We start from the raw sequence: 15,883 nt of genomic DNA, 5'->3' as shown, positions 1-15,883 counted from the left end.
TAGAAAACATTAGTCGTCAGCGCCAATTCATCAACTATAATACGAGCTTTAGAATAGAGATATTTATAGAAAAGTGATACGTAAAGATAGTATTCTTATAAAAATTGCAGAATTCAAAAAAAATATAAAAAGAAAATCCTTTCAACTAGAAATATGAAAAGAATATCTACTTTATTGCTCGACGAACAAACACCTTATATTCCAAATCTTTTAGAAAGCTATGGATCCTCTTACCGCCCTTCAAACCGGAGTATACTGCCATAAATGTTATGCATTTTCTATGGAGAGACGATTAAGAAAGTGGATTTGCCGTACATGTTTGCATTCTTCCCATGATGCCCACATCTCCGCTCTTCAGGATTATGTATTCCTCGTTAAACCTACCATTACCAACAGCGAATTCCGGCAATTCCTCCAACTCAAATTTCCATCCAGTGCAAAAAAGTTATTAACCTCATTAAAATTACATCATTCCGGCAACACCAAAGGAAGAGTTTACTTTTTACGTTCGATTATTGAGGAGAGGACAAATTAATTGGTGTGAAGGACGAATTATTTTCCCGAAGGACGAATATTTCCTGTGAAGGTCGAATTAGCTGTCAGAAGGGCGCATTAAATACTAATTCAACTGCATTCACAGCATAATCAGCGCATTTTCCCCATAAGTTGTGATACCTTATATTAAAAGGAGAGGTGCGCAATGAATATTAAACCGCTTGCTTTCCGGATGCGGCCTCGATCGATTGATGAGATCATCGGGCAGGAGCATCTGGTCGGTGAAGGGAAAATTATCGCAAGGATGGTGAAGGCCAAGCAGCTTTCATCCATGATTCTGTATGGTCCGCCGGGAATTGGCAAGACATCGATTGCAAGTGCGATTGCCGGAAGCACGAAGTTTGCTTTTCGGACGCTGAATGCAGTGACCAATAATAAAAAGGATATGGAAATCGTGGCAGCCGAGGCTAAGATGTCCGGTAAAGTGATTCTGCTGCTTGACGAGGTCCATCGCCTCGATAAAGCGAAACAGGATTTCCTATTGCCTTATCTCGAAAACGGGATGATTACCTTGATCGGTGCAACGACCAGCAATCCCTATCATGCAATCAATCCGGCTATCCGAAGCCGGTGCCAGATTTTCGAGCTCAAATCCTTGGAAACCAATGATATAACTACAGCTCTGGAACGGGCACTTCATGATGAAGAGCGGGGGCTTGGTGCGTATGAAACGGATGTCAGCTTTGATGCCCTTTCCCATTTCGCGACTGCTTCAAACGGAGATGTCCGCAGTGCCCTTAACGCTCTTGAGCTCGCCGTCATTTCCACCGAACCCGATGAGTCCGGAACGATTCATATAGATTTGCAAATTGCCGAGGAATGCATGCAGAAAAAAAGCTTCTCACATGACAGGGATGGAGATGCCCATTATGATGTCCTTTCGGCTTTTCAAAAATCAATTCGCGGAAGTGATGTGAATGCAGCCCTTCACTATTTGGGGCGCTTGATCGAAGCCGGCGATCTTGTCAGCATTGCCCGCCGCTTGGTAGTCATATCCTACGAAGACATAGGTCTTGCCAATCCTCAGGCTGGTCCCAGGGCCCTCGCTGCAGTCGAAGCCGCTGAACGGCTCGGATTTCCTGAAGCCCGGATTCCACTTGCCAACACAGTGGTCGAGTTATGCCTATCACCTAAATCGAACACAGCCTATGTCGCAATTGATGCAGCTCTGGCTGACATTCGCAGCGGCCATAGCGGAGATGTACCTGACCATCTTAAGGATGCCCATTACAAAGGGGCCACGGATCTCGGACGCGGCATCGGCTACCTTTATCCGCATGACTACGAGAGTGGCTGGGTGAAGCAGCAATACTTACCGGACAAACTGCGCCGCAAAAAATATTACAAACCGAAAAAGAGCGGGAAATTTGAACAAGCCCTGGCATCGGTCTATGAAAATATCGAGAAAAAGAAATAACTCCGGATCACTTCAGACCCGGAGTTTTTTTATTGGGGGAAATGAAAGCTTTTGACATGTCTCATATTGACAAAGTCCGCCTCCCCATGAGCATTCACCATCTCAATGATGCCATCTTTCACCGTACTGATCTTACCAATATTCTTCGGATGCATCCCTAAGTCGAGCACCACCAGTTTATTGGTTAGCTTTTTCATCTGTTCCTCCAATGTCCTGGCCCAGCTTAAAGATGAGACCTGTGCCAGTTGCTCTGATTTATTTAAACCGTAAGGGCCTTTTTCATCATTAGAAACCGAAAGCCACTTCAAATGATCCATCGAGATGAACATCGTTTTAAATACAGGCGAATAAAAGACGAAATAGTTATTCATGATTCCCACGATATAGCCATGAACCGAGTGTTTTTTCGTGAGCAGGATTTCAACGAACCTCCCCTTCGCATTCATCAACAATTTTCGGAACGATGTCTCTTCGATTTCCGGCTCTCCTCCCGACCCAAACTCCTCTTCGATCATTGGAAAGGAAAAATTCTTAATGTGCCGGAATGGAATGTAACGGTACACTTTTCCAGTATACAAGACGATGATGTCCGAGCTTGCTTCAATTAAACTCCCCGCTTCATGTATATTCCCTGCGAGCTCAAGTTCCATATACTGACCTATATGTTTTGATAACAAGCGTTGCTTCCTCCTTTCTATTGAAATCAATCAAACCAAAAAGTATGCTTTGTTCCAACTTGATACCAGGTTACCTGTCATTAGAATGGTTGCTTGGCCATTTTTTTGTCAGTTCCAATAGCATTTGACTGATAAAATCGTCATTAAAAAATTTTATAAAATGAAACATCTTCTATCATGGGCAAGAGCGGCATGTCCACTTTCCATAAGAAGGCACAACAACTCCATATTGGTTGCTGTACCTGTTGGGTATTTCTTTTACCGTGTGTTTTGAGATGTTGCTTTGATTAAGCTCTCAATCCATATTTGCTTGAACGCATTTACACGAGGACCTCGAAGTCTCCTTGAACCTCCATTTGATGAACTGCTTGAAGAGCTTTCATCTGAAGAACTGCTTGAAGAACTTTCATCTGATGAACTGCTTTCATCTGATGAACTGCTTTCATCCAACGAACTGCTTGAAGAGCTTTCGTACGAAGAACTGCTGCTTTCATCTGATGAACTGCTTGAAGAGCTTTCGTACGAAGAACTGCTGCTTTCATCTGATGAACTGCTGCTTTCGTCTGTTGAACCTCTTCTTTTGTCTGATGAACCTTTTCTTTTGTCTGATGAACTGCTGCTTTCGTCCGAAGAACTGCTGCTTTCATCTGACGAACTGCTGCTTTCATCTGATGAACTGCTTGAACTTCTTCCTTTTGCCGAGCCTCCATTTGCAGAGTTTTCACCTTCTGCTTCTTCGCCGCAATTTTCATTTACCTGCACAGTTATAACTACGAATTGGACATGATCCGTTGTCACATAAAATAATTCTTCATGATGAACAACGATAAGGTGTTTGTCAGTAACTTCCATCAGGATGCCCTCAACTTTATTAGGTCCTCCAGCACTGACGGATACCCAGTTGTGGACTAACCGCGATAGTAAGCCGTTAATTGTTTCTGTACCGTCACCAAATTCAGGCAATAACTCATTGTCCGCCAGCTCCAGCACTGTTACACTTTTAATATGGGAAATTGGGTATAGTACAAGCCCGTCTTTCTCACTGGATAAAACTAGAAATTCCTCTTTTACATCTACAACCCGGCCAACTTTTGATGCCGGACCGCCGCCATTCACTTGAATGCAGCTAGATTGAAGTGATTCCAGCATACCTAAAAAATTTGCTGAATATACTGTTTCTTCTTCGTTGATCGCACATAAATCAAGTTGAGATTTTTTCGCATTCCCCACAACGATTTTCAAATGCTCGATGGCGAAATATACGAGTTGATTTTGTTCTGTTTGAATCACGATATAATCGCTCTGCACTGCTAAAAGCTTGCCTTCTCTAGATTCAGGCCCGCCTTTAAACACCCTCACAAATTTCCCTGTTAAAGCTTCAAGGTAAGGTAAACCAACAGTCTCTTCCATTTTTCCTTTAGCCTCCAATAGTTATTTATACTTTAGTGATATCCGTACTGCATATATATGCGCCTTCTTTCTAATACGGACTCTGCTAATCACCCATTTTGTAGTAAATCGTCGTACGCCTAGAAAATTGTTATGAAAAAAACTTTTTCCATTCTATTCAACTATTAAAAAGGGCCTTACTTTTTTAATAAAAAAAACTCCGGAATTTTTCCCGGAGTTACTTCATCATTTTACTTATTGAAAATGGCCAAACGGGCACATACAGCCTGCCTGATTTTCTTCTTACTTATTGGACAATTCCATCATTACTCCTTGGCTACTGCTTTAGCCACACGCTTCCTTTTACACTGGATAACGGCAAATGTATCAGAATTGAAAAGGATCCTTGGAAGCAGCCACTAGCTCTTTTTACTGCCTACCATTTGCATACAATTCCCTAAAAAACGTGAAAGTCTGCTCGTATGTCCTGAAAAAAGAAAACTCCAAATGAAAATTCGGAGCATGACATTTACCTATGATTTTCCTTTAGCCATCCGATTACCGATTTCCCACCGGTTTCGCGGAGGTCCTCAGCTACTTCCTTTCCTATGGCTTTACCATCCTTGATCACGATCACCTCATCAAGGATTTTCTCGATTTCCTCGATTTCATGAGTGGCCATGATAACCATTTGTCTTTCAAAATCGATATGAGACAGCAAACTCCGGACTATCGATTCCCGGACCATAACGTCCAACCCTGAGAATGGTTCATCCAATAACACGACTGGCGCCTCCCGAGACAGGGCCAGCACTAATTTCAGCCTTCCCCGATTCCCCTTCGACATTGTACGGACCTTCTTCCGGACATCCAATTTCATGAATGCCAGCATTTCAATTGCCTTATCCAGATTAAAATCAGCAAATTGCGATGCATAAAAATCAATATAATGACCTGCCGTAAAATGGCTATAGAAAAAATCAAGCTCTGTCATATAAGAAACAACAGAAGCCGTCCTCCTGCTTACCGGCACCCTATCAACCGTCACTTCTCCATGATCCGGTTTCGCGAGACCGGCAATAAGTTTGAGCAAGGTTGACTTACCGCTGCCATTGGCCCCCAACACCCCATATATCTTCCCCATTTCAAACGTGAGTGAAACACCATCCAGGGCAGTAATACTACCATACTTTTTCGTTACATCATGCAGCTCAACCGTCATTTTGCATCCCCCTGCTTCTTCAGAAATTGCTGTACCGCTGTCAGCATTTCTTCTCTCGACAAGCCGATTTCTTTCATATTTTCAACGAATGTCTCGATAACTTCCGTTTGAATCCGGTTACGCAATGATGCAATCAGCACCGGATCATTTTTAACGAATGTACCTTGCCCCCGTCTCGTCTCCACAATTCCATCCCTCTCAATCTCGGTATAAGTACGCTGGATCGTATTCGGATTGACACCCATTTCGACAGCCATTTCGCGGACCGATGGCAGCTTATCTCCACTCTTTACCTCACCCCGTACAATTGAATAACAAATTCGATCGGCAACCTGCAAATAAATCGGTTTTGAAGCATGAAAATCCTCTGACATCCTCTACACCTCAACCTTTCGATCCAAGAGCCAACATGAAGCGAGGAACAATATCACTAATGCGATAACATCCAATCCACTTGTCAAAAGCGAAATATTCCCTCTACTTTCTATAAAAAACTCAAACTTGGCTTGAGACAAGCTAAACGACGAACCGTTAAAAGCAGGTACAGCCCATAGCTCATCCAGTTTCTTATATATCTTGGTATTCCCAACCCAATTTTTTACCAAAACCATTCCTATAAACAGAAGCGACACTATCAGCCAACGAATATTTTTAATAAGCTGAATCCTTGCGAGTGCATGATACACTACCCATAAAAACATCATTAGCACGGCAATGACAATACTGATCGCCGTCATAACCCCGCCTATCTGTAGCAAGCCTCCTAATTCCGAAATATTTTCCATCTGAAAGTCTGGCTGAAAATAACTGGTCGGAACCCTAAAAGCCACAAAAACTAAACAGCAGGCAAATAAAATTGAAACCACCTGAAACAGCACACTTGACAATAATTTACTTCCAAGCAGCATCGCCGCAGACTGGGGATTATGAATCCACAACTGCGTCTTCCCCTCATAATTCAAACATCCAAAAATCAAAGAGAACATAAAAAATGGTTGTAAGAACATGATTACCCCTGTGCACAAATAAAAAAGACCCGCAACTTCCAAATACCTGGATACTAAAAAAACAATAAACACTAAGCCAAGCTGCGCAACCAATAGCCAAAGAAGTGTGGATTTCCCGATCAGCCACTCCTTCTGCATTAAACCTTTAAACGAATTCAACTTCCCAACCCCCTCATTATTGTTCTAGTTACATAGTACACAACTACACTGATATATGTCAAAAGTATTATAAAATAACAAAATATACTATTCTTTTATAGTGAATTTAAATATAATAGATGAAGTGGTTACAAAAAGAGGAAGGAAGTAAAATATGAGACATGAAAAAAAGACGAAAAAGAAACGGACATGGCTGAAGGTAGTTGGTATAATTGTCCTACTTTTCATATTAGCAGGGGGAGCGTTTGCCTACTCCGTATGGAATGCTCTAACTAAAACCGTTGACTCCATGCATACACCCATAGACCGTGACACGGATAAACGAACAAAAGACCTAGCACTATCGGATCAGGAGCCCTTCTCGATGCTCATGCTCGGTGTCGATGAACGTGATGGCGACAAAGGCCGTTCAGATACAATGATCGTCTTGACGGTCAATCCACAAAAGAAGTCAGTCAAAATGCTAAGCATTCCGCGTGATACACGGACCGAGATCGTCGGTCATGGTACAAAGGATAAAATCAACCATGCGTTTGCCTTTGGCGGCGCGAAGATGTCCATGGATACTGTTGAAAACTTTCTTGATATCCCGATCGACTATTATATGAAGATCAATATGGAAGGATTTAAGGATATCGTTGACGCAGTCGGCGGAGTGACTGTTCAAAACGATTTGGACTTCACCTCCGATGGCATTCATTTTGCGAAAGGTTCGCATACTCTTAATGGGAAAGAAGCCTTAGCCTACTCACGAATGAGGCATGATGATCCGAATGGTGATTTTGGCCGTCAGTCCAGACAACGTTCCATCATTGAGGCTGTCATCAGGGAGGGTGCGAGCGTTTCCTCTCTGACGAAATACAATGATGTCTTCGACGCACTAGGTAATAATATCCAGACGAATTTGACGTTTGATGACATGATGGACATCCAAAAGAACTACAGAGACGCTAGCAAAAGCATTACCGAATCATCCATAAATGGCAACGGAACGAAAATCGACGGAATCTACTACTATATTGTGTCGGATGAGGAAAAAGAAAAGGTTCAATCCGAATTAAAAGAACAATTATCCATCAAATAAGAAAAAATGAAAAAGCTGTCCGGGCCTGCATCCCGACGGCTTTTTCATTTTCCCCGTCCAATAATCTGACAAAAAACGAACACCAATTGTAGAGATTTGTTGGAATTTTTGTTGTTTATTGGGCATGGAAAAACGGTATAATCTAGTAGGAGCTGATAATTACATCTTCCCCTTGCCCCTATCATTACTTGACACTATTATTCTTTGGACCCGGAATTCCATCAACCATCATTCACCAACCATAATAAATAATCCTAAACAAAAGGAGTCGATTTAAATGAAAATCAAAGCAGGCAGCTGGGCTATGCTGAGCACACAGGACAAAATGTTTATTCTGAAAGCCATCAGTGATCGCTCAAGAATGAAATATGTTTCATGATAAGTAGATCTATTGGAATCATTACAAGAGAGCATCGCCTCTCCCTTTTCACTAAAACGAACTTGAGCCTGAAAAAGGAGAGGAATCTATTCAAACTGATAATCCCATAACAAACGCCATTCGCCTTTTTCTTTTACGACATAGCATTCCTGTTCCAATTTAAACACCCCAAAGCGAGAATTGAAGACCTGTGTAACTGGAATTTTAAAGGCCGTTTTATGCACCCTTCCACCCTTATCCAGACTCCAGTTCTTCACTTTCTTAATTCGGCCTATATCATACTGAAAGGTCTCCACATCCATATGCTGTAAAAACACATGGGAGCGATTTTGTACATAATCTGCCCGATTCGGAAACCGCAGCTTCATTTCAGAACTTAACAAATCCCAGGACTTCCCGAACTCCGCTTCACTTTCATACTCATAAAAATCTTCCACAACGCTTTTTGAACCGCTCGGCCAAAGAAAAATGATACAAACCCCTGCTGCTAAAGCCAGGAGAATAATCGCCAATGCTCCCAGTTGAACCTTATTTTGTCTCCTCACTCATCAATCACCCTCACAGGTTATCATTTATTTATATATATAAGGGATAACGATAAAAAAGAAGCATGTTGTTGTAATCCCTTTATGCGGTCGAAATCCCTCTAACTTCGGCATGTTACTTTCGCTCATGTGGATTCATTCCAAATGGGCCTTTCTTTAGAAAATTGCAATGGCAGAATAAATGAGTAATAAACACATTATCGTATTTTGCAAATATCTTCTTAAATGCAGAACCAAATAAAGCCCAGAATAATAATGCTGTGCAGCCTATCAGGATTGTTAAAGACATATAAAAGAGCGTAGCTACATTTGAATTATTCTAAGGAAGAATGAAAAGTTGACATTGCCGTCAAGAGACGGCAATTTTCAACTCTCCACTTACTTTGTTATGACTTTTCATCTGGGATATTCGATTATACGTAAATAACAATTCATCAGCCAATAGAATAAAAAGATTTTCATCCTAAAAAACACGAAAAGCAGTGCGATTTCACTTGCGAAATCCACTGCTTTTATACTTGTTTTTATTCATTTTTTCCTGTGCGGGCACTCCAAAAGAAAAGCATATTGTTAGAAGTTTATGTGAAATGATTTCTTCAGATTCTAGGACTTCTCCATCGATAAAAGATAAGAAAAAAGAAAATTCCCAGCAAACCGCCAAACGTGTCCAGCATGACATCCTGCCACAAGGGAGTTCGTCCACCCGTTAGTTTTTGATGCAGCTCGTCCGCACTCGCATAAAAAAGGACGCATAAAAAAGCGCCTGAAAACGAAAGAACAGGATTCTTCACAAAACGGCGCCAAACACCATATGTCAATAATCCAAACACAAAAAAGATAAAAAGATGGGCACCCTTCCGAAGGAAAAACTCCAGAAAACCGTTCACTCCAGCTGTTTGGACACTTACTTCAACACCACCATACATGAATGAAATGCCGCTTAATCTATCATACCAATACGGCGTATTGAACTGTGCTAATAAAGGGGAAATGCTTTGCTCCTCATACGTTTGCGAGGAAAAAAAGAAGATGACCATCGCCCATAAAACGAGCAAACCCGGGACGAAATATCTACGGATCATATACTATCAGGTTCTTCCATGATCCCGCTTAATTTCTCCTTAATCTCCTCCACAAGTTCATTTACAGTAACATCCTGCCCAGACTCTCCTTTGGCAAAAGTGTCTTTTAAAACATCAAAAAAATCCATTTGAATTTTCCACTCCAATATAATTGAGCCACCATTTCATACTGTTGTCCTAATCCTTTTTTTCAAAAATAAGGAATATAGCTCTTTTATTTGATAATCACATATAAATTGGTGATTGGCAAGCGGAATGAATCTACAAAAGGGTAAAATCTGAATTTTTAAAGAAATATTAAAAGATATGATCACAAAAAGTTCATAACTGACGGAATATCAAAATCATCAGTTGAATATATGTAGTTCATTTGGTGTAAAAGCCAAATGAAAAAGAAACAAAAAGGACCGATTCCTCAGCCCATTCGACACCCTCTATCATGATTGCCCCATTAAATAAGTCATCAATGAAATCAATACTAAAGTAATGGTAATATAAGTCCCAATAAAAATCTTCTTGCTTCTTTGTTTCTTTTCATAAACTTCCTCGAACGTAATGAATTTGTTTTTTGTCATCAAATAATCTCCTTTTATTTTGATGGCAGCTATCTGACATCGCCTGCCGCGAAGTCCCTTTGCTTGATCTTTATAGTTATATCGGCACATACCCGAAAACATTTAGGTATTATTCACTATTTTTTTGTAGGTTATTTTTCGTAAAACTATAGAAGGTTAGGTGAACTTAAAATTCCTATTTATCCCTTAGAGGATCCACAAAAAAAGAAGACTGTATATCAGCCTTCCCTAAAGTAAATATTGCTAATCCCATGATTTACTGTTTTACTCTAGATTTATTTGTTACGATGAAGTCACGCACATCTTCAATGGATAATCCTGAGTTTTTCGCCTCCAACATTAAATAAACCCATTCTTCTAATTCATTGTTTGCTTTCATGAAAATTCCCGCCTAATTTGTGGTAACACAGCCGTCTTAGCATAGCCTTAGACCTGTAATTTTGCGTCCCTACTTTTCAATAGGTTTGCTTTTCTCAAGAATATTTAACATTTAATTTTCCCATTTAGTTTCATGGCGTGCAATTCTACTTTTTTAAGAAGTCGACACCCCATTATATTTTTTCTAAGCCTTTAATACTATATTCATGTTAATTATACTTTAAAACTAAAGTATTAATCATTAATAATTTTCGTTAATTTCTGCCATCATTCTACAAAATCCTTCAAAGAAATTGTCTTAAAACTAGGTATATTGGGAAATTCCGATCAATCATAAACAAGCTGAACTGCCATTAAAAAAATGCATTAATTTAACTTTCTTCGACGTTTATTAAAAACTTTCATAAAAATACTTCCTTCATCTGTTTTAAAAAACTTAACTCCAACTAATTTTAAAGGTGTCCATATTTCTCTCATTTGGTATAAAGGCATTAAAATTCATCCTTTCTATAACTCATTAATTGAGCTTTTGCTTTTAATAAATGATAGGTATATATATTTAAAAGTAGAATTTATTATTTTACATTTTTCATTACTTTAATCCTTCAAACTTCCAACCTTTAACGAACACATTGTTCTTTATAACGAATATTCAGATTGAACTTACCATCTTTACATTATTATGTCAATCAGCATTATTGGTTCTATTTGATTATCTAATTTGTATCCCTCTTAGGACGAATTAGCATCAGCAGCTTGAATGTTTCCTCTTTAATCCATAACTGCTGGATGATCCGCAAAATCCATCCCTTAAGTGAATTAAGGGTGATAGGAACAGTGTTTATCCTCCTGGACAAAAGTCCGAAATCCCTTTTTCATAATCTGAAACTTCGATTTAACTTAACCATGATGTGTTCCTTCTTTCAAATACTCTCCTTAATTATTAAATACTAATAGTACGCCCATTAAACATTTAATAATTGAAAGTTAGGATAATATGGTTTAACTTTTACTTTTTTTGTCTAATTTTGTCTGTTTTATAGAACTATATATACTTTATTAAGAACAAATGCTATATTATAAAAAAAATGGTTGGAGGAGGATATGACTAGTAGATATGAGGAATTCGACTCATTAAGGGGTTTAGCAGCTCTCATTGTGTTAATCGGGCATTATTTGATGGTTTACCCTGCCTATGCAAATTATAAATACGACTCAAACAGTCCCTATATGATTTATTTGTTCAAGGAAACTCCTCTACGCCTTTTTTTCAGTAGTGGAAATGAATCTGTCATTCTATTTTTTGTATTGAGTGGTTTTGTTTTGTATTTATCAGTTACTAGTGCTAAATTCCGCTATTCTACATATCTAATAAAACGAGTGTTTCGAATTTATATACCATATCTAGTGGCAATAAGCTTGGCTATATTGGCGAAAAGACTTTTAAGCCATATTGATTTACCCTTTATCACTGACTGGTTTAGTAAATCTTGGACAGCTCTTGACACTCCTTCCTTATTAATAGAACATCTTTTGTTTATTGGTCAGTTCAATACAGACGCCTATAACAATGTAATATGGTCACTTGTCCACGAAATGAGAATTTCAATTGTATTCCCTGTACTGGTACTTTTATTTATACGAAGAAAGCTCAAATATTCATTATTATGGCTTTTTGTTTTAATTTTTTCTTCGACTGTGTGTTTATATTTATTTGGTTCTAGTGTGGATATAACCAGCATTATTCTAAGTTTCCATTATAGTACTCTTTTTTTAATGGGAGCTATGTTAGCAAAATATCGGCATACACTCTTTGCCTATACCTTTAAAATGAAAAAAACTGTAAAAACCTCATTGCTGATGTGGGCGATTATCTGTTTTATGTACGAAGGTATTATTGGCGAAGTGGATTTTTTAAACAATTATATTTTCAGGGACTATGTGGTCTCGTGCGGTGTTTGCATCTTTATCACCATGAGCGTATCTTCGCAAACAGTTTCAACTCTCTTAAGGTCTAGAATGCTAACTTTTCTAGGGAAAATTTCATATAGCTTATATTTGTATCATCTCATATCCTTATTCTCATTCATGTACCTATTCTATAACAAGCTGCCTACCGGTTTAATATTGGTTTTTTCATTTTTCTTTTCTTTTTTACTCTCTTCAGTAGCCTATCTATTCGTGGAAAAACCATGCATGAGCCTCGGATCGTATTTCACGAGAAACAAACAAGGAACAGAAATATCCAATGTTCCAATAGTACTAAAGCGCAAAATAGGATAATTGCTCACATTCTATTACTGCCGTATTGCAAAATATAATTATTCTCTTCAAGTTTTAAACGTATTCTTACTTATCTCTAAAAAAGTGGTGAAATCGATGAATGAAAAAGTGAAAATAAAAGACTTTATACGAATCTTAAAAAAGCGAATATTTATCATAATACTTTCTGCATTTTGCATTACTGGTTTCATTATTTTTTCGTCCATGTACCTTATGAAGCCAACTTATCAGTACTCAACTCAAGTCCTGGCAGGATCTTTGAGCATGGACGAAAAGGACGCTTCGATGAATAAAGTTCAAGAGAATAGACAACTGGCTCTTTCCTATATGGACATCATTAAAAGTCCTCAAATCATGATAGGGGTTAAAGAGGAATTGCATCTTAAGACTTCAAGTTATGACTTACTTAAGCAAGTTTCCATTACCAATAGAGATAATTCACAAATTATTACGATTACCGTCAAGGATTCGAATCCTGATTCCGCTAAAGATATCGCCCAGACTGTCGCAAGGCATTCCATCTCTACATTTAAAGACATTACCAACGTTAAACAGCTTAGCATTCTCACTGATAATGAAATGGGACAAGCAGAACTGCTTTTCCCCAAGCCCAAATTCATTATAGCCATTTCAATCGTTTTAGGCTTTTTCGCTGGAATAGGTTTAGCACTTCTTAGAGAACACTTTGATGATTCGACCTATTCCGATCGGGAACTTGAACTGCTCGGGATTCCATTATTAGGAAGGTTGGATTTAAATACAACATGGAAAAACAGAAAACGCAAAACAACTTATAAAACCTTACCTTCCACAAAACGGGGTGAATATAGTGAGTATTAAATTCACAAGGAAACAATCCTTTTACCTAAATGAAACCAATAAAGAGCAATTTTACTCAATATGTAACAATATCGAGTCCAATCTTCAAAAAGACGAGTCAATATTAATGATTACATCCATTTCACAATCACAGAATATTGCCAATGCCACCGCGTACTTAGCACTTGCCTTTTCTGAGCAACGTAAACGGGTGCTGGTAGTGGATGCCAACCTGCGTCAACCTTCGCTGCATCAAGTGTTTAATATCGATAATTCATTCGGTTTGACCAACTTGCTTTTAAATGAGAAGCCCGATATTAACGATCATGCTATACATATAAAGGGACAACTATTCTGTATACCTACAAGCGAAGTCATTTATGAACCAGCAACATTATTAACATTAGAGACCCTCCCCACTCTGATTAAAGAGTGGAAAAAGAGTTTTGATATCATTTTATTTCATACATCAGATAGTTTAAATAAACCTGATGCAAATATCGTTGCTAAATATTGTGATGGCATAATTTTAGCGATACAAGAAGGAAGAGATAAGTTAGAGAAAATTGCAAGTGTAAAAATGCAATTTGATAGGGCAAACCTTGAAATTTCAGGATCAATGATCATTTCATAAATCAGGGAGGATAACCAGTGGATTCGAAAGCCAGAGTCGATAGGCAGGAAGAAATCCTGATAAAACCACTATCGACATCATCTTATTTTAATCTAAAGCGCACTATGGATTTTATCATCTCGTTTTTTTTGCTGATACTTTCAGCACCTATATTATTCTTATTTTGCATTCTTATCCCTATTGATTCAACTGGCTCCCCTTTTTTTTATCAACAAAGATTGGGCCTGGATGGGAGGCCTTTCAATATGATTAAACTGCGTTCCATGGGCATCGATGCCGAAAAAAATGGACCTAAGTGGGCAAGTGAAAATGATTCTAGAGTTACCAGAATAGGAGTATTTATACGAAAAACACGCATTGATGAACTCCCTCAGCTCATTAATGTTTTAAAAGGGGAAATGTCGCTCATCGGTCCAAGACCTGAAAGAGAATATTTCTATAAAGAATTCGAAATGTTTTTGCCTGGCTTTAAAAAACGTTTATATGTGAAACCTGGAATTACTGGGTGGGCACAAGTAAATGGGGGGTATGATTTAACACCAAAAGAAAAACTGAATTTCGACCTATATTATATTCAACACCGCTCACTTGCTATGGAAATCAAGATTTTGTTCCGAACATTGACCATAGTATTTACTGGTAACGGAGCTAGATAATCTAAAAAAGGGGTAGTGAAAAATGAATAAAGTGCTAGTAACTGGGGGCTTTGGATTTATTGGCTCTCATATTGTCGATACATTAATCCGTAATAATTATGAAGTAGCTATATATGATAACCTATCTACCGGAACGATGAAGAATGTCCATGCCAAAGTCACTCCCTTCTTTGGAAATGTTGAAGATGAAGCCCTGCTCGATAATGCAATGGAGACATTTAGGCCTGACTATGTCATTCATCAAGCTGCACAAGTTAGTGTACAAAAATCCATTTCGGACATTACGAATGATGCACGGATCAATATCTTGGGAACGATAAACATCGCTAAGCTCTCTCACAAGTATGCCGTAAAAAAGATAGTGTTTGCCTCATCTGCGGCTGTATATGGAAATGCTGATGTCATGCCAATTACCTTATCACATCTTACTTCTCCGTTATCACCCTATGGTGCATCAAAAAAAACGGCAGAGGATTATCTAAAGCTTGCAAAAGAATTATACGATTTAAATTATGTAAATCTTCGATATAGTAATGTATATGGACCAAGACAGACAGCAAGTGGTGAAGGCGGTGTTATATCGATCTTCACTAATCTTGTCATAAATAATGAGCGGCCCGTTATTTATGGGGACGGCACTCAAACGAGGGATTTCATCTATGTTAAAGATGTAGCTGATGCCAACCTGAAAGCGTTGGAATCAGAAGGAAGCGGCACCTACAATATCTCATCAACGACCAGTACAAGCATCAATCAATTATTCTCGATTATTCAATCATTTGGCACCCATGATTTATCTCCTATTTATCAGCCAGCGAAAAATGGGGATATCAAAGAAAGTTTACTCTGTAATAAAACGACGACCCAAAAATTGGGTTGGCAACCCGCTCATTCACTTGAAAAGGGCCTTGCGAGCACATATGAATATTATTTAAATCAAAATCACTCTTCTTTAACCGCAAAGGCACTTCATTCACCTGCACCACTACTCAAGTCAACGACTTTATCGTCATAAAATCGGG

At 38.7% G+C, this 15,883-nt stretch carries 17 protein-coding genes and 1 riboswitch; of the genes, 7 read left to right on the top strand and 10 right to left on the bottom strand.

Going from position 1 to position 15,883, the window contains the following annotated elements:
* Positions 1-700: 700 nt before the first annotated feature.
* A complete protein-coding gene (locus ACQKKK_RS02055) occupies positions 701-1,972 on the top strand; it encodes a replication-associated recombination protein A (RefSeq protein ID WP_427613710.1) in 1,272 nt (423 codons plus the stop codon).
* 29 nt (positions 1,973-2,001) lie between these two features.
* On the opposite strand, the gene ACQKKK_RS02050 is transcribed toward ACQKKK_RS02055, so the two are convergent.
* The 5 genes from ACQKKK_RS02050 to ACQKKK_RS02030 all read right to left on the bottom strand — a co-directional run bounded on the left by ACQKKK_RS02050 (position 2,002) and on the right by ACQKKK_RS02030 (position 6,426).
* Positions 2,002-2,649 (bottom strand): DUF2642 domain-containing protein, encoded by a 648-nt coding sequence (locus tag ACQKKK_RS02050; protein ID WP_427613708.1) that lies wholly within the window; start codon positions 2,647-2,649, stop codon positions 2,002-2,004.
* Between the two features lie 258 nt (positions 2,650-2,907).
* Positions 2,908-4,059 (bottom strand): hypothetical protein, encoded by a 1,152-nt coding sequence (locus ACQKKK_RS02045; RefSeq protein ID WP_427613706.1) that lies wholly within the window; start codon positions 4,057-4,059, stop codon positions 2,908-2,910.
* A 508-nt stretch (positions 4,060-4,567) separates the two neighbouring features.
* Positions 4,568-5,260: an ATP-binding cassette domain-containing protein gene (locus ACQKKK_RS02040; RefSeq protein WP_427613705.1), complete on the bottom strand. Its 693-nt coding sequence runs from the start codon at positions 5,258-5,260 to the stop codon at positions 4,568-4,570.
* Positions 5,257-5,634 (bottom strand): GntR family transcriptional regulator, encoded by a 378-nt coding sequence (locus tag ACQKKK_RS02035; protein ID WP_427613703.1) that lies wholly within the window; start codon positions 5,632-5,634, stop codon positions 5,257-5,259. The genes ACQKKK_RS02040 and ACQKKK_RS02035 overlap by 4 nt, the downstream gene beginning before the upstream one ends.
* 3 nt (positions 5,635-5,637) lie before the next feature.
* Positions 5,638-6,426 carry a hypothetical protein gene (locus tag ACQKKK_RS02030; RefSeq protein WP_427613701.1) on the bottom strand — a complete coding sequence of 263 codons (789 nt, stop codon included), beginning with the start codon at positions 6,424-6,426 and terminating at the stop codon, positions 5,638-5,640.
* A 154-nt stretch (positions 6,427-6,580) separates the two neighbouring features.
* Here ACQKKK_RS02030 and ACQKKK_RS02025 point away from each other — a divergent pair, with 154 nt between their 5' ends.
* A complete protein-coding gene (locus tag ACQKKK_RS02025; protein WP_427613699.1) occupies positions 6,581-7,510 on the top strand; it encodes a LytR family transcriptional regulator in 930 nt (309 codons plus the stop codon).
* 465 nt (positions 7,511-7,975) lie between these two features.
* On the opposite strand, the gene ACQKKK_RS02020 is transcribed toward ACQKKK_RS02025, so the two are convergent.
* The 5 genes from ACQKKK_RS02020 to ACQKKK_RS02000 all read right to left on the bottom strand — a co-directional run bounded on the left by ACQKKK_RS02020 (position 7,976) and on the right by ACQKKK_RS02000 (position 10,470).
* The gene (locus ACQKKK_RS02020; protein WP_427613697.1) at positions 7,976-8,434 is read right to left on the bottom strand and encodes a hypothetical protein; all 459 of its coding nucleotides are present in this window, start codon (positions 8,432-8,434) and stop codon (positions 7,976-7,978) included.
* Positions 8,435-9,030: 596 nt separating this feature from the next.
* A complete protein-coding gene (locus tag ACQKKK_RS02015; protein WP_427613696.1) occupies positions 9,031-9,516 on the bottom strand; it encodes a VanZ family protein in 486 nt (161 codons plus the stop codon).
* Positions 9,513-9,662: a hypothetical protein gene (locus ACQKKK_RS02010; RefSeq protein ID WP_427613694.1), complete on the bottom strand. Its 150-nt coding sequence runs from the start codon at positions 9,660-9,662 to the stop codon at positions 9,513-9,515. The genes ACQKKK_RS02015 and ACQKKK_RS02010 overlap by 4 nt, the downstream gene beginning before the upstream one ends.
* Before the next feature lie 291 nt (positions 9,663-9,953).
* Positions 9,954-10,091 carry a hypothetical protein gene (locus tag ACQKKK_RS02005; protein WP_289337304.1) on the bottom strand — a complete coding sequence of 46 codons (138 nt, stop codon included), beginning with the start codon at positions 10,089-10,091 and terminating at the stop codon, positions 9,954-9,956.
* 256 nt (positions 10,092-10,347) lie between these two features.
* Complete coding sequence (locus ACQKKK_RS02000) at positions 10,348-10,470, bottom strand: anti-repressor SinI family protein (protein WP_427613692.1); 123 nt, start codon at positions 10,468-10,470, stop codon at positions 10,348-10,350.
* Positions 10,471-10,488: 18 nt separating this feature from the next.
* A riboswitch (cyclic di-GMP riboswitch) is annotated at positions 10,489-10,570 on the bottom strand.
* Positions 10,571-11,573: 1,003 nt separating this feature from the next.
* On the opposite strand from ACQKKK_RS02000, the gene ACQKKK_RS01995 reads away from it, so the two are divergent.
* From ACQKKK_RS01995 to ACQKKK_RS01975, 5 genes are all read left to right on the top strand, one after another.
* The gene (locus tag ACQKKK_RS01995; RefSeq protein ID WP_427613690.1) at positions 11,574-12,752 is read left to right on the top strand and encodes an acyltransferase family protein; all 1,179 of its coding nucleotides are present in this window, start codon (positions 11,574-11,576) and stop codon (positions 12,750-12,752) included.
* 96 nt (positions 12,753-12,848) lie between these two features.
* Complete coding sequence (locus ACQKKK_RS01990) at positions 12,849-13,592, top strand: YveK family protein (protein WP_427613688.1); 744 nt, start codon at positions 12,849-12,851, stop codon at positions 13,590-13,592.
* Positions 13,582-14,205 carry a CpsD/CapB family tyrosine-protein kinase gene (locus ACQKKK_RS01985; RefSeq protein ID WP_427613687.1) on the top strand — a complete coding sequence of 208 codons (624 nt, stop codon included), beginning with the start codon at positions 13,582-13,584 and terminating at the stop codon, positions 14,203-14,205. Before ACQKKK_RS01990 ends, ACQKKK_RS01985 begins: the two co-directional genes overlap by 11 nt.
* Positions 14,206-14,309: 104 nt before the next feature.
* Positions 14,310-14,861: a sugar transferase gene (locus tag ACQKKK_RS01980; protein ID WP_427614046.1), complete on the top strand. Its 552-nt coding sequence runs from the start codon at positions 14,310-14,312 to the stop codon at positions 14,859-14,861.
* Positions 14,862-14,883: 22 nt separating this feature from the next.
* Positions 14,884-15,876 (top strand): NAD-dependent epimerase/dehydratase family protein, encoded by a 993-nt coding sequence (locus ACQKKK_RS01975; RefSeq protein ID WP_427613686.1) that lies wholly within the window; start codon positions 14,884-14,886, stop codon positions 15,874-15,876.
* The last annotated feature ends 7 nt before the right edge of the window (positions 15,877-15,883 follow it).

This window comes from Peribacillus sp. NPDC006672 (genome assembly GCF_050274955.1).
Taxonomy (GTDB): Bacteria; Bacillota; Bacilli; order Bacillales; family DSM-1321; genus Peribacillus.
The sequence above is the reverse complement of the archived record's forward strand: the minus strand, read 5'-3'. Positions and strand labels throughout refer to the sequence as shown.